The sequence below is a fragment of the Oryzisolibacter sp. LB2S genome (assembly GCF_040732315.1).
In the GTDB taxonomy this organism is placed as follows: domain Bacteria; phylum Pseudomonadota; class Gammaproteobacteria; order Burkholderiales; family Burkholderiaceae_C; genus Alicycliphilus; species Alicycliphilus soli.
Genome location: NZ_CP160388.1, coordinates 3,688,956 through 3,707,564, shown reverse-complemented (window position 1 = coordinate 3,707,564; position 18,609 = coordinate 3,688,956). Strand labels below are relative to the sequence as shown.

Annotated in this window: 13 protein-coding genes; 5 read left to right on the top strand and 8 right to left on the bottom strand. The window is 70.3% G+C overall.

Annotated features, from left to right (window positions below):
* The first annotated feature begins 76 nt into the window (after positions 1-76).
* Positions 77-1,549 (top strand): M48 family metalloprotease, encoded by a 1,473-nt coding sequence (locus tag ABUE11_RS17420; protein ID WP_367066701.1) that lies wholly within the window; start codon positions 77-79, stop codon positions 1,547-1,549.
* On the opposite strand, the gene ABUE11_RS17415 is transcribed toward ABUE11_RS17420, so the two are convergent.
* The 3 genes from ABUE11_RS17415 to ABUE11_RS17405 are packed head-to-tail and all read right to left on the bottom strand — an operon-like array spanning position 1,517 to position 3,136.
* A complete protein-coding gene (locus ABUE11_RS17415) occupies positions 1,517-1,873 on the bottom strand; it encodes a phage holin family protein (RefSeq protein WP_367066700.1) in 357 nt (118 codons plus the stop codon). The genes ABUE11_RS17420 and ABUE11_RS17415 overlap by 33 nt on opposite strands.
* A 1-nt stretch (position 1,874) precedes the next feature.
* On the bottom strand, positions 1,875-2,354 hold the full coding sequence (locus tag ABUE11_RS17410) for a hypothetical protein (protein ID WP_367066699.1): 480 nt from the start codon (positions 2,352-2,354) through the stop codon (positions 1,875-1,877).
* 17 nt (positions 2,355-2,371) lie between these two features.
* Positions 2,372-3,136, bottom strand: a complete 765-nt coding sequence (locus ABUE11_RS17405; RefSeq protein ID WP_367066698.1) for a TerC family protein — start codon at positions 3,134-3,136, stop codon at positions 2,372-2,374.
* Between the two features lie 409 nt (positions 3,137-3,545).
* Here ABUE11_RS17405 and ABUE11_RS17400 point away from each other — a divergent pair, with 409 nt between their 5' ends.
* Positions 3,546-3,950 (top strand): DUF3717 domain-containing protein, encoded by a 405-nt coding sequence (locus tag ABUE11_RS17400; protein ID WP_367066697.1) that lies wholly within the window; start codon positions 3,546-3,548, stop codon positions 3,948-3,950.
* Positions 3,951-3,992: 42 nt separating this feature from the next.
* Positions 3,993-4,298, top strand: a complete 306-nt coding sequence (locus ABUE11_RS17395) for a DUF2007 domain-containing protein (RefSeq protein ID WP_367066696.1) — start codon at positions 3,993-3,995, stop codon at positions 4,296-4,298.
* A gap of 10 nt (positions 4,299-4,308) precedes the next feature.
* Here the strand turns inward: ABUE11_RS17395 and ABUE11_RS17390 are convergent, their stop codons facing one another.
* Together ABUE11_RS17390 and purB are read right to left on the bottom strand one after the other, a co-directional pair.
* Positions 4,309-4,869, bottom strand: coding sequence for a YaeQ family protein (locus tag ABUE11_RS17390; RefSeq protein ID WP_367066695.1), 561 nt, complete (start codon positions 4,867-4,869; stop codon positions 4,309-4,311).
* 78 nt (positions 4,870-4,947) lie between these two features.
* Complete coding sequence (purB, locus tag ABUE11_RS17385) at positions 4,948-6,327, bottom strand: adenylosuccinate lyase (protein WP_367066694.1); 1,380 nt, start codon at positions 6,325-6,327, stop codon at positions 4,948-4,950.
* Positions 6,328-6,466: 139 nt separating this feature from the next.
* On the opposite strand from purB, the gene ABUE11_RS17380 reads away from it, so the two are divergent.
* On the top strand, positions 6,467-7,081 hold the full coding sequence (locus ABUE11_RS17380) for a glutathione S-transferase N-terminal domain-containing protein (RefSeq protein ID WP_367066693.1): 615 nt from the start codon (positions 6,467-6,469) through the stop codon (positions 7,079-7,081).
* Between the two features lie 385 nt (positions 7,082-7,466).
* On the opposite strand, the gene ABUE11_RS17375 is transcribed toward ABUE11_RS17380, so the two are convergent.
* From ABUE11_RS17375 to glnE, 3 genes are all read right to left on the bottom strand, one after another.
* Positions 7,467-10,529: an efflux RND transporter permease subunit gene (locus ABUE11_RS17375; protein ID WP_367066691.1), complete on the bottom strand. Its 3,063-nt coding sequence runs from the start codon at positions 10,527-10,529 to the stop codon at positions 7,467-7,469.
* A gap of 73 nt (positions 10,530-10,602) precedes the next feature.
* On the bottom strand, positions 10,603-11,697 hold the full coding sequence (locus ABUE11_RS17370; RefSeq protein ID WP_367066690.1) for an efflux RND transporter periplasmic adaptor subunit: 1,095 nt from the start codon (positions 11,695-11,697) through the stop codon (positions 10,603-10,605).
* A gap of 6 nt (positions 11,698-11,703) precedes the next feature.
* Positions 11,704-14,436 carry a bifunctional [glutamate--ammonia ligase]-adenylyl-L-tyrosine phosphorylase/[glutamate--ammonia-ligase] adenylyltransferase gene (gene glnE / locus ABUE11_RS17365; RefSeq protein WP_367066689.1) on the bottom strand — a complete coding sequence of 911 codons (2,733 nt, stop codon included), beginning with the start codon at positions 14,434-14,436 and terminating at the stop codon, positions 11,704-11,706.
* Positions 14,437-14,505: 69 nt separating this feature from the next.
* Here glnE and ABUE11_RS17360 point away from each other — a divergent pair, with 69 nt between their 5' ends.
* On the top strand, positions 14,506-18,609 hold the full coding sequence (locus ABUE11_RS17360) for a YhdP family protein (protein WP_367066688.1): 4,104 nt from the start codon (positions 14,506-14,508) through the stop codon (positions 18,607-18,609).

Here is an 18,609-nt window from a genome sequence, read left to right as displayed (position 1 = left end):
GAAATTCAAGTCAAATTGGCGTTTGGCGCTTGCTGGTAAAGCGCTGGCAGCTTCTGTTTTGATAGTTGGCGGTGGCATGTTCGCGCCCCTGGCCCAGGCGCAGTCGCAGCTGCCCATGATGGGCGACGGGGCCGAGATGACGACCAGCGCCGAGCGCCGGCTGGGCGACAGCATCATCCGCGAGCTCTACCGCGACCCGGACTACATCGACGACCCGGTGCTGCAGGAATATGTCCAGGGCCTGTTCCAGGCTCTGGTGCACGCGGCCGAGGCGCGTGGCGAGCTCTCGCCCGAGCTCCAGGAGCGCTTTGCCTGGCAGATCCTGCTGGGCCGCGACCGCTCGGTGAACGCCTTCGCGCTGCCTGGCGGCTACTTCGGCGTGCACCTGGGGCTGATCGCCGTGGTGGCCACGCGCGACGAGCTGGCCTCGGTGCTGGCGCATGAGCTCAGCCATGTCACGCAGCGCCACATCGCGCGCCTGATGGCCCAGCAGGGCCGGCAGACGCCATTGATGCTCGGCGCCATGGTGCTGGGCGCGCTGGCGGCGGCCAAGAACCCGACCGCGGCCCAGGCCATGATGGTCGGCGGGCATGCGCTCGCGGTGCAGAACCAGCTCAACTTCTCGCGCGACATGGAGCGCGAGGCCGACCGCGTGGGCTTTGGCCTGATGCAGCCCGCGGGCTTTGCGCCCCAGGGCTTCGTGGCCATGTTCGACAAGCTGCAGCAGGCCAACCGCATCAACGACAACGGCAGCTGGCCCTATCTGCGCAGCCACCCGCTGACCACGCAGCGCATTGCCGACATGCACAGCCGCATTCCACAGGGCGCCGCGGCGCCGGGCGCGCCGACGGCCGAACATCTGATGATGGCCGCGCGCGCGCGCGTGCTCATGCGCCCGGGCGTCGACACCTGGCGCCAGTGGGTGGCAGAGCCGCAGGACGTCGGCTTTGCCGCGCGGCCACGCGCCCAGCGCGTGCCGGCCTGGTATGCGGCCACGCTCAGCGCCGTGCAGCTCGGTGACCATGCGGCGGCACGCCGCAGCCTGCGCGGACTGTTGGCCGACGTGCAGGACGATGCCGCGGCGCTGCGCCAGGCGCGTCTTTTGGGCGCCGAGGTGGAGCTGGCCGCGGGCGACGCGGCCGCGGCGCTGGTCCATCTGCAGCACGACAGGGCGGCCCAGGACAAGGGCGGTCGGCCCGAGCTGCTGCTGCGCGCCCAGGCCCTGCTGCGCAGCGGCGCGGCCGCCCCCATGGCCGGACCGCTGCAGACCTGGGTGAGCGCGCACCCAGGCGATGCGAACGCATGGCAGACCCTGGCGCAGGTGTGGCAGCAGCAGGGCCAGCGGCTGCGCGCCGTGCGTGCCGAGGCCGAGGCCCAGGTGGCGCGCTACGACTACGCCGCCGCGGTCGATCGCTTCAAGGCCGGGCAGGATCTGGCGCGCAGCCTGGCGCGGCAGGGCGCCGGCGGGGACTACATCGAGGCCTCGATCATCGACACGCGGCTGCGTGCCGTGCAGTCACTTCTGAAGGAACAGGCCGCCGAGCGCTGATTCGATCACCAGGCCCAGCAGCGAATAGATCAGCGAGCCTATCAGCGCCGCCGTGAAGCCGTGGACCTGAAAGCCGTCGCCCAGCACCGAGGCGGCGGCCCAGAACATCAGGGCGTTGATGACGAAGAGGAACAGCCCGATGGTGACGATGGTCACCGGCAGCGTGAGGATCACCAGAACGGGCCGCAGCACCACGTTGAACAGGCCGATGACGAAGGCCGCGAGCAAGGCAGCGCCGAAGCTGCGCACCTCCACGCCGCTGTAGACATAGGCCACGCAAAGCAGGGCGGCCGCGCTCAGCAGCCATTTGAGAAGCAGTCGCATATCAATCCGTTGCAAGCATGAACATCAGGCCCAGGCCGGTCAGCGAGCCGGGCACGGACCAGCGCCGCGCGGGCTTGCGGATGACGATGGGTGCCGCCTTGGCCTCCTGCGCGTCGGCCTGCTGCGGCGCCGGCGTCTCGAGCTTGGGGCGGCGCGCATCGAGCACGGCCGTCTGGGCGCCATGCTCGGCCTGCAGCTGGCCGAGCAGCTCGGGCAGCGGGCCCCTGGCCAGTACCAGGCTCACGCGGTGGCCGGCGCGGCTCAGCCAGGGCTGGAGCTCGCCAAACAGCCTGTCCGCCCATTTGGCGCGCCAACTCTCGCGCGTGCTGTGGCTCACCCACTTGCCGATGCGGTGCGTCATGCGCGGCGCGCAGGCCACGAGCACCCAATGCGTGGCCTCGGCGCTCGCGCCGGTGACCAGCGGCGCGAGCGCCTGCCGCGCGTGCGCGGCGTCGTCCACATACACGATGAGCGGGCGCATGTCCGTGGTGCAGCCGGTCAGTGCTTGGCGGCCGGTTCGGCGGTGCTGTTGCGCGCGGCGATGATCTTGCCGAGCACCAGCACCAGCAGGGCGCCGGCCACATGGGCCGTCCAGTACAGCGTGCGCGAGATCTCGGCCATGCCTTGCGCGTCCACCGTGCCCAGCTTGGGCATCCATTGCCACTTGTCGGGGTTGACGAAGGCCGGGTCGGTCACCAGCATGCCGCCCGCAATCCAGCCCAGCAGCATGCCGCCGGCGACGATGATGAAGGGAAAGCGCTCCATGAGCTTGATGACCAGCTGCGAGCCCCAGACGATGATCGGGATGGAGATCAACAGGCCCAGCACCACCAGCAGGGTGGAATGCGCGCCCGAGTTCTGTGCCGCGCCGGCGATGGCGATCACGTTGTCCACCGACATCACCAGGTCGGCGACGATGATGGTCTTGATGGCCGTGAGCAGCTTGTCGCTCTCCTGGATGTTGCCATGGGCCTCCTCGTCCGGGGCGATGAGCTTGACGCCTATCCACACCAGCAGCAGCGCGCCCACCACCTTGAGGAAGGGCAGGTTCAGCAGCGTCATGGCGAAGATGATGAGCACCACGCGCAGCACGATGGCGCCGGCCGTGCCGTAGATGATGCCCTTGGTGCGCTGCGCGGCCGGCAGCTTGCGGCAGGCCAGCGCGATCACAACCGCGTTGTCGCCGCCGAGCAGGATGTCGATGATGATGATCTGCCCGAGCGCGATCCAGAACGGGGCGTGGGTGAGAAAGTCCAAATCCATAGTGTGAGTACCTTGAAGTCGATTGCCGGCTCGGGGGAGCCTGGCTGCGTCCGAAAAATACCGGCCACCATGGATGGTGCGCAGCGACTGCCTGCAGGCAGGGAGAACCTGCTTGCACCAATGGGGCGCGCTTTGAACCGACCAGAAAGTGGCTGTGGCTCAAAGGTCTTGTTCGGTGCCCGCTGCGGTGGCGCCTGGCAGGCCGGAAGCACAAGGCTTCGTCTTGACGACCTGACATCCGTTTGCGCGGCCCGCAAGGCATGGCGCAAACGGGGAACTACTCCCCTTTGAAGGGCGCGATTAAACCATGATTCCCGGCCCTTGGCAAAGACCGGGCCGGCGGTGGCGGCACATCGGCCGCACTATCATGCGTGGCCCCTACCGCCTGTAGCCGCGCACCGTCCCGCGCATGACCGACCGCATCCACATCACCGACATGGAGGCCGCCATCAACCACTGGCGTGCCCGCGCGCCCTCGCCCGACGGCGTGCACCTGGCGCCCGAGCTCGCGGCGCTGGCCGAGGTCTATGCGCGCATGGTGGTCGCGCGCGCCGAGGAGGTGGAGGAGCGCCTGCTCACGCCCCAGGCCCGCGCCGCGTGGCTGGATTGGTATGCCACCACGCCGGACACGCCCTGCATCGCCATCTGCTCCACGAGCCAGGGCGACGCCTGGTGCAAGGGCTGCGGGCGCAGCTTTGCCGAGGTGCAGCAGTGGCTGGAGATGAGCCCCGCGGCCAAGCGCGCCGTCTGGCGCCGCATCACGCGCGAGGGCCAGGCGCTGCGCTTCACGCGCTATGCCGAGCGCGCGCTGTGAGCATGCTTTGACCATGGCCCAGGCCTGGGCTATCGTGGCGCCATGCTGCGCTTGACCCAGGCTCCCGACATCGCCATGGCCACGCTGTGGTGCGACCTGCTGTGTGAGGCCGGCCTGCCCGCGAGCGTGCAGCGCCAGCACCTCGGGGCGGCCGCGGGCCAGCTGCCGCCCGGCGAATGCCTGCCCGAGATCTGGCTCGCGCATGCCGAGCATGCCGACCGCGCCCGCGCGCTGCTGCGCGACTATGAGCGCCTGCCGCAGCGCCACTGGATCTGCCGCGGCTGTGGCGAATCCATTGAGGGTGGCTTCGAGCAATGCTGGAACTGCGGCGCCCTGATGCCGCGCTGAAGCCCCGTCGCTATTTCCAGCGCAGCGGCTCGATGTGCACGCTGCCAAGCTGGCTGCTGAGCGTGAGCGCACCCTCCTGCACCGTGGCCTGCAGCTGCATGCTGCGCTCGGCCAGGGTGGCGAGCTGCTGCGTGGCCTCGGTGGGCAGGCGCCAGACCTGCAGCCGATCCAGGCGCGTGAGCTTGTTCTCCATGCCCTTCCACCAGACCTCGGCCGCGTGGTGAAAGGCGTAGACGACCACGGCATCCGCGCGGCTCGCGGCCTTGGCGAGGGGCTTGTCCTCGGGCTGGCCGACCTCGATCCACAGGCGCTTGCGGCCCGTGAAGTCGGTCAGCGACGCGTCCGGGTCGTCGGGGTCGGACAGGCCCGCGCCAAAGGCCAGTGTTCCGTCGCCGCGGCAGATGTCCTGGAGCTGGTGCGCCTGCAGCGCCAGCGCCGCCAGGCGCACCATCATGCGCTCGTCGGTCTCGCTCGGGTGGCGCGCCAGGGTGAGCTGGTGGTCGGCGTAGTAGCCATGGTCTATGTCGGCGATGGCCAGGTTGGCCTTGAAGATGGTGGACTTGAGCGCCATGCGTTTCGCACTTTCAAAATGAGAGCTGCCCGCGCTTGACTGGCAAGGGCGGGCAGCCAAAAAGACTAAAAATCAGGATCAGACGCGGCGCGCGAGCTCGGCGGCCTTGCCGGTGTAGCTGGCCGGGGTCATGGCCAGCAGGCGCTGCTTGTCGGCCTCGGGGATCTGCAGGCTCTGGATGAGCGCATGCAGGGCCTCGGCCGTGACATGCTGGCCGCGCGTGACTTCCTTGAGCTTTTCGTAGGCGCCGGCCACGCCGTAGCGGCGCATCACGGTCTGGATGGGCTCGGCCAGCACCTCCCAGCTCGCGTCGAGGTCGGCGGCCAGGGCCTCGCGGTTGAGTTCCAGCTTGTCCAGGCCTGTCATCAGCGAGCTGTAGGCCAGCGTCGCGTAGCCCATGGCCACGCCGATGTTGCGCAGCACCGTGGAGTCGGTCAGGTCGCGCTGCCAGCGCGAGACGGGCAGCTTCTCGGCCAGGTGGCGCAACAGCGCGTTGGCCAGGCCCAGGTTGCCCTCGGCGTTCTCGAAGTCGATGGGGTTGACCTTGTGCGGCATGGTGGAGGAGCCGATCTCGCCGGCCTTCAGGCGCTGCTTGAAGTAGCCCAGGCTCACATAGCCCCAGATGTCGCGCGAGAGGTCCACGAGGATGGTGTTGGCGCGCGCGATGGCGTCGAACAGCTCGGCCATGTAGTCGTGCGGCTCGATCTGGATGCTGTAGGGCTGGAACGTGAGGCCCAGGCCTTCGGGCTCGTGCGTCTCCACGACCTTCTGGCTGAAGGCCTCCCAGTCGAAGTCGGGCCAGGCCGCGAGGTGGGCGTTGTAGTTGCCCACGGCGCCGTTCATCTTGGCCAGGATCTTCACGGCCGCGATGCGCTCTGCGGCGGCCTGCAGGCGCATGACCACGTTGGCCAGTTCCTTGCCCACGGTGGTCGGGCTGGCGGTCTGGCCGTGCGTGCGGCTGAGCATGGGCACGTCGGCAAAGGCGCGCGCCATCTCGCGCAGCTTGAGCAGGATGCGGTCCAGTCCCGGCAGGATGACCTGGTCGCGCCCGGCGCGGATCTGCAGCGCGTGGCTGGTGTTGTTGATGTCCTCGCTGGTGCAGGCGAAGTGCACGAACTCGGCGGCCTTCTCCAGCTCGGGGCGGGCCTCGAACTTGGACTTGATCCAGTACTCCACGGCCTTCACGTCGTGGTTGGTGGTCTTTTCGATGTCCTTGATGGCGGCGCAGTCGGCCTCGCTGAAATTCTTCACCAGACCCTGCAGATAGCCGCGTGCGCCCGTGGACAGGGGCTTGAATTCGGCAAAGCCGGCATCCGACAGCGCGATGAACCAGGCAATCTCGACCTGAACGCGGCGGTGCATGTAGCCATGCTCGCTCATGATGGGACGCAGGGCGGAGAGTTTGGCGGCGTAGCGGCCGTCAAGCGGCGAAAGGGCGGTAATGGTGGACAGGCTCATGGGGCGCAATTGTAGGTGGCAGGTGTGCGGGCGGCGGCTGGGGCGTTCCATTGGCCTGGGTGACCATGGCGCGCCGCTAGAATCATCCGCCCACCCCTCTCGCGCGCCACAGGCGGCGCCCAGAACTGACAAGACCACCATGAAGCTGATCGGAACGACGTCGAGCCCCTATGTGCGCAAGGTGCGCGTGGTGATGGCCGAGAAGAAGCTCGACTACCGCTTCCACGAGGACAACGTGTGGTCCGACGATACGGCGATCAGCGCCACCAATCCGCTGGGCAAGGTGCCCTGCCTGGTCATGGAGGGGGGCGAGGCGATGTTCGATTCGCGCGTCATCGTGGAATACCTGGACACGCTCTCGCCCGTGGGCAAGCTCATTCCAGCGTCCGGGCGCGAGCGCGCCGAGGTCAAGGCCTGGGAGGCGCTGGCCGACGGTGTGCTCGATGCCGGCGTGCTCGCGCGCCTGGAGGCCACCTGGGCCGGGCGCCAGGACGGCGAGCGCTGCCAAGCCTGGATCGACCGCCAGCTCGGCAAGGTGCGGCTCGGTCTCGCGGCCATGAGCCGGGGACTGGGTGAAAAGCCGTTCTGCAGCGGCATTCACCTGAGCCTGTCGGACATCGCCGTGGGCAGCACCCTGGGCTGGCTCGAGTTCCGCTTTCCGCAGATCGACTGGCGTGGTGACCACCCGAACCTCGGCCGCCTCATGGACAAGCTCATGCAGCGCCAGAGCTTCATCGACACCCAGCCGCGCTGACATCGGCCGCCCCACAACGCACAAAGCGCGCCTTCCGGAGGGAAGAGCGCGCTTTTGCTGCGGAATAAAAAATGTTGCGAAGCGCCCCGAAACGAATGAAGAGAGGGAGGGAGGAGAAGCGCCCCAGGGTTGCAGCCAGGTGATGCCTGGAAGACTTCGCAACAGCCAAAACAGTGTGGACTCAAGCCATAGACTTACATCCCTTGGTACATAGGAGTGGGGATGAGCGCAAAAGGTTCAACCACTTTGTGCATCAAAAAGCAAGCGGATGACCTGCGCAGACACGTTAGTTGACTTTCTCGCACAACGGAGCGGCCTGTGCGTAACTTCTTGCGTCCGATGTAAGAGTGCTGAGGCAAAATCCGCGAATCCTGCCTTGCGGGTTTCACCTTGTTGCCTTGTGACCCCCGAGGCGCCGGCGCAGCCATTGCTCGAGGTCGTCCACATAGGTGAACACGGCCGGCACCACGAGCAGGCTCAGCACCGTGGAGGTGATGAGTCCGCCGATGACGGCCACGCCCATGGGGGAGCGGAAGGTCATGTCCGCGCCGCCCAGGCCCAGCGCGATGGGCATCATGCCCGCACCCATGGCCAGCGTGGTCATGATGATGGGGCGCGCGCGCTTGTGGCAGGCGTCCAGCAGCGCGTGCAGGCGGTCCATGCCCTGGCGGCGCGCGACGATGGCGTACTCCACGAGCAGGATGGAGTTCTTGGTGGCAATGCCCATGAGCATGATGAGCCCGATCAGCGAGGGCATGGAAAAGCTCTTGCCCGTGAGCAGCAGCCCCACGAAGGCGCCGCCGAGCGACAGCGGCAGCGCCGCGAGGATGGTCACGGGCTGCAGGAAGTCCTTGAACAGCAGCACCAGCACGACGTAGATGCAGACCACGCCCGTGACCATGGCCAGGCCGAAGCTTGCGAACAGCTCGCCCATGACCTCGGCGTCGCCCACGTCGATCAGGCGCACGCTGGCCGGCAGCGACTGCACGGCGGGCAGCTGGCGCACGGCCTCGGTGACCTCGCCCAGGCCGCGGCTGCCGAGCTCGATCTCGAAGTTCACGTTGCGCGAGCGGTCGTAGCGGTTGATCACGGCCGGGCCGCCCGCGAGCGTGAGCCGGGCCACCTCGCCCAGGCGCACCGGGCCGCGGCTGCCGGGCACGGCCAGGTGTTCAAGCACAGCCAGGTCCTGGCGCGCCGCGTCGTCGAGGCGCACGACGATGGGCACCTGGCGCTGGGCGAGGTTGAGCTTGGGCAGGAACTGCTCGTAGTCGCCCACGGTGGCCACGCGCAGCGTCTCGGCGATGGCCTGGGAGGTCACGCCCAGATCCGCGGCGCGCGCGAAGTCGGGGTGCACGGCGATCTCGGGGCGCACCAGGCTGGCCGTGGAGCTCACGCCGCCTATGCCGGCTATGGTGCGCAGCTCGCGCTCGACGGCGCGCGCGGCCGTGGACAGCGCCTGGGGATCTTCGCTGGCCAGGGCCAGGATGTACTTGTCGTTCGATCCGCCCAGGCCCACCTTGACGCGAGCGCCGGGCAGTTCGGCCATGGCCTCGCGCAGCCGCTGCTCGATGTCCTGCTTGCGCGGGCGCTCATGGCGCGCCGCGAGGGTCAGCGTGAGCGTGGCCTTGCGCGGGTCGCCCGCGCCGGCGCCGGCGAACGGGTCGGCACCGGCCGAGCCGCCGCCAATGGTGGTGTAGATGCGCTGCACATGGCCCACCTCCATGGCCAGGGCCGCCGCGCGCAGGGCCAGGTCATGGGTGTCGGCGAGCTTGGTGCCCGGCGGCAGCTCCAGCGTCACCTGGGTCTGGGCGTTGTCGTCGGGCGGGATGAAGCCCGAGGGCAGCAGCGGGATCAGTGCCAGCGAGCCGACAAAGAACAGCAGCGCGCCCGCCAGGGTCAGCACGCGGTGGCGCAGGCACCAGTCGCTCGCGCGCATGTAGGCGGCCAGCCAGCGCGGCTCGCGCTCGGGCGCCACCAGCGGCTTGAGCAGATAGGCCGACATCATGGGCGTGAGCAGGCGCGCCACCACGAGCGAGGCGAACACCGCCAGCGCCGCCGTCCAGCCGAACTGCTTGAAGAAGCGCCCGGCAATGCCGCTCATGAAGGCCGTGGGCAGGAATACCGCGATCAGCGTGAAGGTGGTCGCGATCACCGCCAGGCCGATCTCGTCGGCCGCCTCCATGGCCGCCTGGTAGGGCGTCTTGCCCATGCGCAGGTGGCGCACGATGTTCTCGACCTCGACGATGGCGTCGTCCACCAGGATGCCCACGACCAGCGACAGCGCCAGCAGCGTGATGATGTTGATGGAAAAACCCAGCAGATACATGCCGATGAAGGCCGGTATCACCGAAAGGGGCAGGGCCACGGCCGAGACGATGGTCGCCCGCCAGCTGCGCAGGAACAGCCACACCACCACCACCGCGAGGATGGCGCCCTCGTAGAGCAGCTGCATGGAGCTGTCGTACTCATCCTGCGCGATTTCCACGAAGTCCAGCGTGCGCGTGAGCGTGAGGTGCGGATGCTCGGCGCGCAGGCGCTCGAGCGCGCGCTGCACGCCCGCGCCGACCTCCACCTCGCTCGCGCCGCGCGAGCGCGAGACCTCGAAGCCGATCACGGGCCTGCCGTCGAGCAGGGCCGCCGAGCGCGGCTCGGCCCAGGTGTCGCTCACCCGGGCCAGCTGGTCCAGCCGTACATGGCGCCCGCCCGATATCGGAATCTGCAGCGCCGCGATCTGCTCGGCCGTCTGCATGGTGGCCAGCGTGCGCAGGGGCTGCTCGGCGCCGCCCAGATCGGCGCGCCCGCCCGCGCTCTCGAGCTGCACGGCGCGCAGCTGCTGCGAGACCTCGGCCGCCGTCACGCCCAGGGACTGCAGCCTGAGCGGATCGAGCGCCACGCGCACCTCGCGCGTGACGCCGCCCACGCGCGTGACGGCGCCCACGCCCGTCACGGCCAGCAGGCGGCGCGTGAGCTGGTCGTCGACGAACCAGGACAGCTCCTGCTCGTCGAGCCGGCTCGAGGCGATGGCGAAGGCCAGGATGGGCTGGCTCGACAGCTCGAGCTTGGTGACCACCGGGTCGCGCAGGTCGGCCGGCAGGTCGGCGCGCACGCGCGAGACGGCCGAGCGCACGTCGTCCACGGCCTCCTGCACGGGCTTTTCGAGCTCGTACTCGGCGGCAATGGTGGCCGAGCCGTCCACCAGCGTGGTGGTGATGTGCTTGAGCCGCTGCGTGGTGGCGATGGCGTTCTCGATCTTGCGCGCCACGTCGGACTCGAGCTGGCCCGGCGCCGCCCCGGGCAGCGTGGCCGTGACGATGACCACGGGCAGGTCCATGTCGGGAAAGTTCTGCACCTTCATGGCGCGGAACGACATCAGCCCGGCCAGCGTCAGCAGCACGAACAGCATGGCCGCCGGCACGGGGTTCCTGATCGACCAGGCAGACAGGTTCATGAGCGTATATTGCTTTATATTTGATAGCTGCCGACGCTTTACTGTCGGGCGATGGAGGCTGTTTTTGCTCTGATTATTCGACCACGCGCACCATGTCGCCATCGTTCAGGAAGGCGCCCCCCTGGCGCACGATGCGGGCGCCCGCCGACAGGCCGGCGGTGATCTCCACGCGCCCGTCCACGCGCTGGCCGGTCTGCACGCGGCGCATGGCGACGCGCCCGTCGGCGCCGACCTCGAACAGATGGTGGAATCCGTCGCGCACCACCAGGGCCGACAGCGGCACGGTCAGGGCCTCGTGCCGGCCGAGCAGAAACTCGCCGCGCGCGAACATGCCGGCGCGCAGATCGGGGTGGGCCGGCAGGTCCACGTAGACCAGGGCATTGCGCGTCTGCGCATCCACCGTGGGTGCGAGCATGCGCACCCGGCCCTCGACCTGGGCGTCGCCCGCCGTGGCCACGAGCACCTTGCCGCCGGTGCGCAGCTGGGCCAGATCACTGGCCGCGACCTCGGCGCGCCATTCGAGCCGGCCGCGGCGCAGCATGCGAAACAGCTCCGTGCCCGCGGCTGCGACGGCGCCCACGGTCGCCTGGCGTGCCGAGATCACGCCCGCGTCGGGCGCACGCACCTCGGTGTAGCTCAGGCGCAGGCGCTGGCTGTCCACGCCCGCCAGTGCCGCGGCCACGCGCGCCTGGGCGGTCTGCGCAGCCGTCGCGTACTGGTGGATCTGCTGCTCGCTCATGGCGCCGCTGGCGCTGAGGGCGCGGGCGCGCTCGGCGTTGGCCTGGGCCTCGGCCAGGGCGGCGCGCGCCTCCTGCAGGTTGGCGCGGGCCTGGGCCAGGTCGGCGCGCACCTGCTCGCTCGCAAAACGCGCCAGCACCTGGCCGGCGCGCACCCTGTCGCCCACGTTGACCAGCACCTCGGACAGGCGCAGGCCGTTCACCTCGCTGCCTATGCTGGCCTCCTGCCAGGCCGCGACGTTGCCGTTGGCCGGCAACCGCCGCGCGAGCTGCTCGCGCCGGGGCTCGGCGATGGTCACTGTGAGGGCCGGGCGCGTGCCGCTCGCCGCGGGCTCGGGCGATGCGGCGCGCAAGGGCGCGCCGGCCAGCAAGGCGCCGCCCGCGGCAAGCAGGCAGGCGACGGCCAGGGCGGTCAGGGATGGGCGTGTCATGGAATGTCAGCCAAAGACGGCATGCCAGAGCGCGAGCACCGCGGTGCGCTCGGTGGCCAGGGCCTCGGGTGGAACGCGCGTGGGTTCCTCGTTCAGTCGTGCGCGGTGCTGCACCTGGCGCAGCGTGCGGTAGGCGTCGGCAGCGCCACGGCCCACGCCCTCGGGCAGCAGGCCCGCGGCCTCGGCGCGCTGCAGGAGCGCGATGTTGCCGAGGTTGCCCTGCAGCGTGGGGTAGGCCGCGGATTGCGACAGCACCAGGTACTGCACGGCAAACTCCGCGTCCACCATGCCGCCCGGGCTGTGCTTGACCTCGAACCAGTCGGCGCCGACCGGGTGGGCCGAGCGCATGCGCTCGCGCATGGCCATGATCTCGGTGCGCAGCGCGGCGTGGTCGCGCGGCGCGGTGATCACAGCCTCGCGCACGGCGTCGAAGCGCGCGCGCAGGTCCTCGCTGCCGAGCACGAAGCGCGCGCGCGTCATGGCCTGGTGCTCCCAGGTCCAGGCGGTGTTGCTGCCGCGCTGCTGCTGGTAGTCGGCATAGGCCGAGAAGCGCGTCACGAGCAGGCCCGAGTTGCCGTTGGGGCGCAGCGCGGTGTCGATCTCGAACAGGTCGCCCTCGCCGGTCTTCACCGTGAGCCAGTTGATGAGCTTGCGCACGAAGGCCGCGTAGACCTCGGGCGCGCGCTCGTCGTCGTCGTCGAAGACGAAGACGATGTCCAGGTCGCTGCCGTAGCCGAGCTCCTTGCCGCCGAGCTTGCCGTAGCCAATGATGGCGAACTGTGGCTCGTTGCGGTGGCGGTTCTTCAGGCGACTCCAGCACCACTGGGCCGTCACGCGCAGCACGCAGTCGGCGAGCAGCGACAGGTCGTCGGCCACCTGCTCCACCGTCAGTCGCCCCTCCACGTCACGCGCCAGCGTGCGGAAGGTCTCGGCATGGTGGGCGCGGCGCAGCAGGTCGAGCAGGTTTTCGTCATCGTCCTCGCCGGTGGACTGCAGCGCCGTCAGGCGCAGCGCCAGCTCTTTGTCGAAGTCCTCGGCCACGAAGCGCTCGGACAGCAGGGCCTCGCTGGCCAGCTCGTCGACCACGCCCGGGTGCTGCAGCATGTAGCGCGCGGGCCATTTGGCCGCGCCCAGCAGGTGCAGCAGGCGCTCGTGCACCAGCGGGCGCTCGAGCAGCAGCGCCAGATAGCTCTCGCGGCGCAGCAGCGGCTCGAGCCAGCCCACGAGGCGCACGGCCGCCTCCTCGCTCACCTGGCCCGCGGCCTGCCACTGGGCCGTGCGCTGCACGATGCGCAGCAGGCGCGCACGCGCCTCGTCGCGCAGGCCCTGCACGCGCGCATGGCTGCGCCATTCGGCCACGCGCTCGCGCAGCGCGGGCGGCAGTTCCTCGAGCAGCGCCTCGAGCTCGGGCGCGGGCGCCTCGGCCGCGCGCGCCTTGCCGCATCCGCCGTTGCTGCAGCGCCTGGGCTGCGCCCCGCCCAGCAGGGTGTCGAACTCCTGCGCCACGATCTCGCGGTGGGCGTCGAGCTCGCGCAGAAAATCGCAGCACGACAGGCCCATGGTGTGGGCGATCCAGGCCAGATCCTCGTCGCGCGTGGGCAGCACATGGGTCTGCTGGTCGTCCAGGTACTGGATGCGGTGCTCCACGCGGCGCAGAAAGGCATAGGCGGCGGCCAGCTGGGCGGCCTTGTCGGCCGGCATGAGCCCGGCCTGCTCCAGGCGCGCGAGCGCGTCGAGCGTGGGGCGCCGGCGCAGCTCGGGGAACTGGCCGCCACGCACCACCTGCAGCAGCTGCACGGTGAACTCGATCTCGCGGATGCCGCCGCGCGAGAGCTTGACGTCGTTGGCGCGCTCGGGCCGGCCGGCGCTGCGCTGCACGGCATGGTCGCGGATCTGGCGGTGCAGCACGCGCAGCGCGTCGAACACGCTGTAGTCCAGATAGCGCCGGAAGACAAAGGGCAGGACCACCGCGCGCAAGGCCTGGACGTTGCTCGTGGCGATGCAGTCGAGCGGCGCCACCACACGGCTCTTGAGCCAGGCAAAGCGCTCCCATTCGCGGCCATGCACCTGCAGATAGTCCTCCAGCGCCGACAGCGACAGCGCGGCCGGCCCCGAGTTGCCGTGGGGGCGCAGCGCCAGATCCACGCGGAACACGAAGCCATGCTCGGTGGTGTCGCCCACGAGGCTGTAGATGGCCTTGATGGCCCGCGCGAAGTACTCGTGGTTGGAGAGCCGGCCGCGCCCGCCGTCGAGGCCTGCGGTCTCGCCGTCATGCTCGTAGACGTAGATCAGGTCGATGTCGCTCGAGACATTGAGCTCGCGCGCGCCGAGCTTGCCCATGCCTATCACCCACAGCTGCACCGGCTGGCCCTGGGGGCCGAGCGGTGCGCCGTGGCGCGCGTCAAGCTCGGCGCGTGCCTGGCGGCAGGCGCGGTCCAGCGCCAGCTCGGCCAGCTCGGTGACGGGGCGGGTGATGTCGGCCAGCCCCGCGCCCTGGTCGCAGTCGAGCACGATGAGCCGGTGCATGACCAGCTGGCGCAGTATGCGCAGCGCCGCGCCCAGGTCGTGGCCGCGCGCGAGCAGGGCGTCACAGGCCTGGCCCATGGTCTGGTGGTCGGGCACGCCCGCAGGCAGCAGGGACAGCTCCGCGCCGTAGCGGCGTTCCAGGCGCTGGAAGAAGCGCGAGTGCTGCGAAAGTGGTTCATTCGCGGCGGCGAGGTCGGTCAAAGGCATCGGCATGGCAACGGTTGCGGCTGAACTCCCGGCGGGATGGGCGGGTCATAATTCCTGCCTTCGATTCCACCTGACATGACAGCGCCGCCCACCCATCCTTCCCGCATGCTCAGGTTCGTGGCGGGCTGTGCGCGATGGGGCTTGGGATTGCTGGCCATGGTGTGGCTGCTGCTGGCGGTGGCCTGGGTGGCGCTGCATGGCTGGATTGTGCCGCGTCTTGGCGACTGGCGCCCCGAGCTGGAGGCACAGGCCGGGCGCACCCTGGGGGTGCCGGTGCGCATCGGCGCCATCACGGCGCGCAGCGGGGGGATTTTCCCCACGGTCGAACTGTCTCAGGTGGCCCTGCTGGACGGCGCGGGACGGGAGGCCCTGGTGCTGCCGCGCGTGGTGCTGGCCCTGTCGCCGCGTTCGCTGCTGCGCCTGGGCTTCGAGCAGATCTACCTGCAGGGCCCGGCGCTCGACATCGCCCGCACGGCCGACGGCGCCGTGACCGTGGCCGGCATCGTCATGCGCGAGAGCGCCGAGGACGACAGCGCCGCGGCCGACTGGCTGTTCGACCAGACCGAGGTGGTGATAGAGGGGGGCACGCTGCGCTGGACCGATGCGCTGCGCGGTGCCGAGCCGCTGGCGCTGACCGGGGTGAACCTGGTGCTGCGCAACAAGGGCCTGCACCACGCCATGCGCCTGGACGCCACGCCGCCCGCCGACTGGGGCGAGCGCTTCTCGCTGCGTGGCGGCTTTCGCCAGCCCCTGCTCACCACCCATGAGGGCAACTGGCGGCGCTGGACCGGCGTGCTCTACGCGGACTTCACGCGCGTCGATGTCTCGCGGCTGAACCGGTATGCGGATCTGGGTGCCATGGAGGTGACCCAGGGCCATGGCGCGCTGCGTGCCTGGGTGGATGTGCAGCGTGGCGAGGTCGCCGGCGCCACGGTCGATCTGGCGCTGGAGGCCTTCGATGCCACGCTGGGCCGGGAGCTGCGGCCGCTGGTGCTGCACGAGGTCACGGGCCGCGTCGGCGGCCGCTGGCTGGCGGGGGGCTTCGAGTTCAGCGGGGAGAACCTGCAGTTCCAGGCCGACGATGGCCTGCGCTGGCCCGGTGGCCGGCTGTTTCTGCGCTACACCGACATGGATCAGCCGGGTCGCGAGCGCGGCGAGCTGCAGGCCGACGCCCTGGACCTGGCCGCCGTGGCGCAGATCGCCGGCCGCCTGCCGCTCGCGCCCGCCGTGCATCAGGGCCTGCAGACCTATGCGCCCCGGGGCCTGGTGCAGCAGCTCAAGGCCAGCTGGCAGGGGCCGCCGGAGCAGCCGCGCCAATACCAGCTGCGGGGCCGGGTGACGGGCCTGGCGCTGGCCGCTCAGGGGCAGTCGCAGGCCGCCGCGGGGCTGAGCGGCGCCAACCTCGAGCTCGACCTCACGCACCAGGGCGGGCGCGCCGAGTTGGCCATGGCCGATGGCCAGCTGCTGCTGCCCGGCGTGTTCGAGGATCCGGTCGTGCCCGTGCAGCAGCTGTCGGCCAGCGTGCGCTGGCAGGTCGAGGGCGGGCGCATCAGCGTGCAGAGCAACGACCTGCGCTTTGCCAATGCCGATGCCGCGGGCGAGGCCCGGCTGGCCTGGCGCACCGCAGACGCCGAGGGCGAGCGGCGCTTTCCCGGCGTGCTCGACCTGTCGGGCAGCCTGTCGCGTGCCGATGGCACGCGCGTGCACCGCTATCTGCCGCTGGTCATCCCGGCCGAGACACGCCACTACGTGCGCGATGCCGTCGTGGCGGGCAGCGCGACCCAGGTGCAGTTCCGCGTCAGGGGTGGCCTGGAGGACTTTCCCTACGGTCATGCGCCCGACAAGGGTGAGTTCCACATCGCCGCACGCGTCAAGGATGTGCAGTACCACTACGTGCCTGCCCGCCTGCTCGAACGCGGGGATCTGCCCTGGCCGGCGCTCTCCGGCCTGTCGGGCGAGCTCGTCTTCGACCGCGCCAGCATGCTGGTGCGCAATGCCACGGGCGGCTTCGGCGGCCGGCCCGCGCTGCGCATCCCCAAGGTGCAGGCGCGCATTGCCGATCTGGAGCACAGCGTGGTCGAGGTCGAGGGCCAGGTGCGCGGCCCGCTGCAGGACATGCTGGGCCTGGTGAGCGGCTCGCAGATCGCGCAGCTCACCGCTGGTGCGCTCGAGGGCGCCACGGCCACGGGTGGCGCCGAGCTGCAGCTGGGCCTGAGCCTGCCGTTGAGCGATCTGGCGCATTCCAAGGTGCGCGGCAGCGTCACGCTGGCGGGCAATGATGTGCGCTTCGTGCCCGAGGCGCCCACGGTCAGCGGCGCGCGGGGCGTCGTGCAGTTCAGCGAATCGGGCTTCACGCTGACGGGCGTGCAGGGGCGCGCCATGGGTGGTGAGGTGCGCCTCGAAGGTGGCATGGGCCCGCCCCAGGGCGCACGGCCATCGGCCGTGCAGGTGCGTGCGCGCGGCACGGCCACGGCCGAGGGGTTGGTGGCCTCGCCCCAGCTCGGACTGCTCGCGCGCGTGGCGCAGCACGCCAGCGGCAGCGCCGCCTACACGCTGAACCTCGGCGTGCGCCGCGGCGCGCCGCAGATCGAGGTGGCGACCGACCTCGTGGGCATGGCCGTGGCGCTGCCGGCCCCGCTGGGCAAGACCGCGCAGCAGGCCCTGGCGGTGCGCTTCGACCACAGGCTCACGCCGGAGGCGGCCGCCTCGGACAATGCGCCGCTGCAGGATCAGCTCACGCTCGACGTCGGTGAAGTCCTGCGCCTGGCCTATGTGCGCGCCATCGATGGCGACCAGGCGCGCGTGCTGCGCGGTGCCCTGGCCGTGGGTGGAGCGACCCTGCCCGACATGCCGCAGCAGGGCGTGGCCGCCAGTGCCGTGCTGGACGCGCTCGATGCCGATGTCTGGCGCGCGCTGCTTGACAACCCAGCCCCGACCGCCGCCGCCACCGCCTCCACGGCGCCTGCCCTGCCGCTGGGCGATGGGCAGGCGATGTCGGACTACCTGCCGACCCGCCTCGCGCTGCGTGCGGCCACGCTCACCGTGCAGGGGCGCACGCTGCACGACATGGTGGCGGGCATCACGCGCAGTGCATCGGTCTGGCGCGCCAATCTGAGCGCGCGCGAGCTCGATGGTTACCTCGAGTACCAGGCCGGCACCGAGGCCGCGGCGGGCGCGCAGCCGGCGCCGGAGCGGCTGCATGCGCGCCTGTCCAGGCTGGCCCTGCCCCAGAGCGCCGATGCCCAGGTGGATGCGCTGCTCGATGCGCGCCAGCCCGCAAGGCTTCCGGCGCTGGACATTGTGGTGCAGGACTTCGAGCTGCACGGGCGCCACCTGGGGCGCGTGGACATAGAGGCGCACAACCGCACCACGCGCGGCGGGCAGCGCGAATGGCATCTGTCGCGCTTCAACTTCACGGTGCCCGAGGCCACGCTCACCGCGAGCGGCGACTGGACGCTGCTCGGCGAGGCGGGCAGCGCCGCGCTGCGGCGCACGAGCATGCAGTTTGCTCTCGATATCCGCGACTCGGGGGCGCTGCTGGCGCGCTTTGGCATGGACGGCGTGCTGCGCCGCGGCCAGGGGCGCATGGAGGGGCAGGTGAGCTGGCAGGGATCACCCCTGTCGCCCGACTATCGCAGCATGGACGGGCAGCTCAACGTGAGCATGGAGGCCGGCCAGTTCCTCAAGGCCGACCCGGGCATGGCCAAGCTGCTCGGCGTGCTCAGCCTGCAGTCGCTGCCGCGGCGCTTTGCGCTCGATTTTCGCGACGTGTTCAGCGAGGGCTTTGCCTTCGACTTCGTGCGCGGCGACGTACGCATAGACCATGGCGTGGCCACCACCAACAACCTGCAGATGAAGGGCGTGAGTGCGGCCGTGCTCATGGAGGGGCGTGCAGACATCGAGCATGAGACGCAGAATCTGCATGTGGTCGTCGTGCCCGAGATCAACGCCATGACGGCCTCGCTCGTGGCCACGGCCATCAATCCCGTCGTCGGTCTGGGCAGCTTTCTGGCGCAGGTCTTTCTGCGCGGCCCGCTGATACAGGCCGCGACGCGGGAGTTCCGCATCGATGGCACCTGGGCCGATCCGCGCGTGGAGCGCATCCGGGGACGCAGCCCCGCTGCCGAGGTCGAGCGCACGGGCACGGCGCCAGCCGCCCCAACAGGAGGAAAGCCATGA